Genomic DNA, 1,499 nt, shown 5'->3' with positions numbered 1-1,499 from the left:
CCCCGTTACCTTTTTCACGTCCCACCGACCGCTGGTTGGTGGGAGCCAGGTCACCCGGTCCGGCATGATTCAAGCCCCCTGTCGCAAGCATGATCCGGGGGGTGTTGTCACCGGGCCCGGGTGGCGTCGGTGGACCGCTGATAGGGACAAGGCAACCTTCTGTGACGAAGTCATCGTCTCGCCGTAACGTGGATGCCGGCAGCCGTCGCCAGACCTTTGTGACCAGGCCAGACAGAACATCGACTCCCCGAGTGAGGCAGGGCATTGGGTCCCGAGTACGCGGTGTTCCTGGGTTTGGACGTCGGCAAGGGCGAGCACCATGCTTGCGCCCTGGACCCGTCCGGCAAGAAACTGCACGACAAACCGCTCCCCAACGACGAGCAACGGCTGCGCGCCCTGTTCACCCAGCTCGGTCGGCGCGGCCGGGTGCTGGTGGTGGTCGACCAGCCCGCGTCGATCGGGGCACTGCCGGTCGCGGTCGCCCGAGCCGAGGGCTGCCAGGTCGCCTACCTGCCCGGTCTGACCATGCGGCGGCTGGCCGACGTCCACCCCGGCAACGCCAAGACCGACGCCCGCGACGCCTACGTCATTGCCGACGCCGCCCGCACGCTCCCGCACACACTCCGCCGAGTCGACACCGGTCAGGAAACCCTTGCCGAGCTGGAGGTTCTGGTCGGGTTCGATGACGACCTGGCCGGTGAATCCACCCGGCTGGTGAACCGGATCCGGGGCCTGCTCGTCACCATCCACCCCGCGTTGGAGAAGGCGATCGGTCCGCGGCTGCACCACCCGGCCGCCCTCGAGCTGCTGATCACCTACGGCGGCCCAGACGGCCTGCGCGCCGCCACCGCCGAGCAGCTGCTGGCCACCGCCAAACCCCTCGCGCCGCGCATGGCCGGACGTCTGGTCGAGGCGGTCAAGGCCGCGCTGGACGCCCAGACCGTCGTCGTTCCCGGCACCACTGCGGCCGCGACCGTCCTGCCGCACCTCGCCCGCTCGCTGCAGTCGGTTCATGACCAGCGCAAACAGGTGGCGATCGGAGTGGAGGAGATCCTTGATGCGCACCCTCTTGCCAAGGTCCTGATCTCGATGCCCGGCCTCGGGATCAGGACCAGCGCACGGATCCTGCTGGAGATCGGCGACATCTCCGCCTTCGCGACACCCGGTCACCTGGCCGCCTACGCCGGCCTCGCTCCGGTCACCCGCCGGTCCGGGTCGTCCATCAAGGGCGAACACCCGCCCAAGGGCGGCAACAAGCCCCTCAAACGCGCCATGTTCCTGGCCGCGTTCGCCTCCCTCTCCGACCCCCTCAGCAGGGCCTACTACGACCGCAAGCGGGCCGAGGGCAAAAAGCACAACGCCGCCCTCATCTGCCTCGCCCGCCGCCGCAGCGACGTCATCTACGCCATGCTCCGCGACCAACAGCCCTACCAACCCTCACGAAAGATCACAACTCAAGCGGCTCCAGCCGCTTGACAAATTCCATAGGGACACCCCCC

The 1,499-nt window shown here is 68.4% G+C and carries 1 protein-coding gene; it reads left to right on the top strand.

Annotated elements, in window-relative coordinates; genetic code table 11:
- Positions 1–264: 264 nt before the first annotated feature.
- On the top strand, positions 265–1,476 hold the full coding sequence (locus tag E1298_RS46890; protein WP_131903794.1) for an IS110 family RNA-guided transposase: 1,212 nt from the start codon (positions 265–267) through the stop codon (positions 1,474–1,476).
- The last annotated feature ends 23 nt before the right edge of the window (positions 1,477–1,499 follow it).

The organism is Actinomadura rubrisoli (genome assembly GCF_004349215.1).
In the GTDB taxonomy this organism is placed as follows: domain Bacteria; phylum Actinomycetota; class Actinomycetes; order Streptosporangiales; family Streptosporangiaceae; genus Spirillospora; species Spirillospora rubrisoli.
This window is presented reverse-complemented; position numbering and strand designations above follow the sequence as displayed.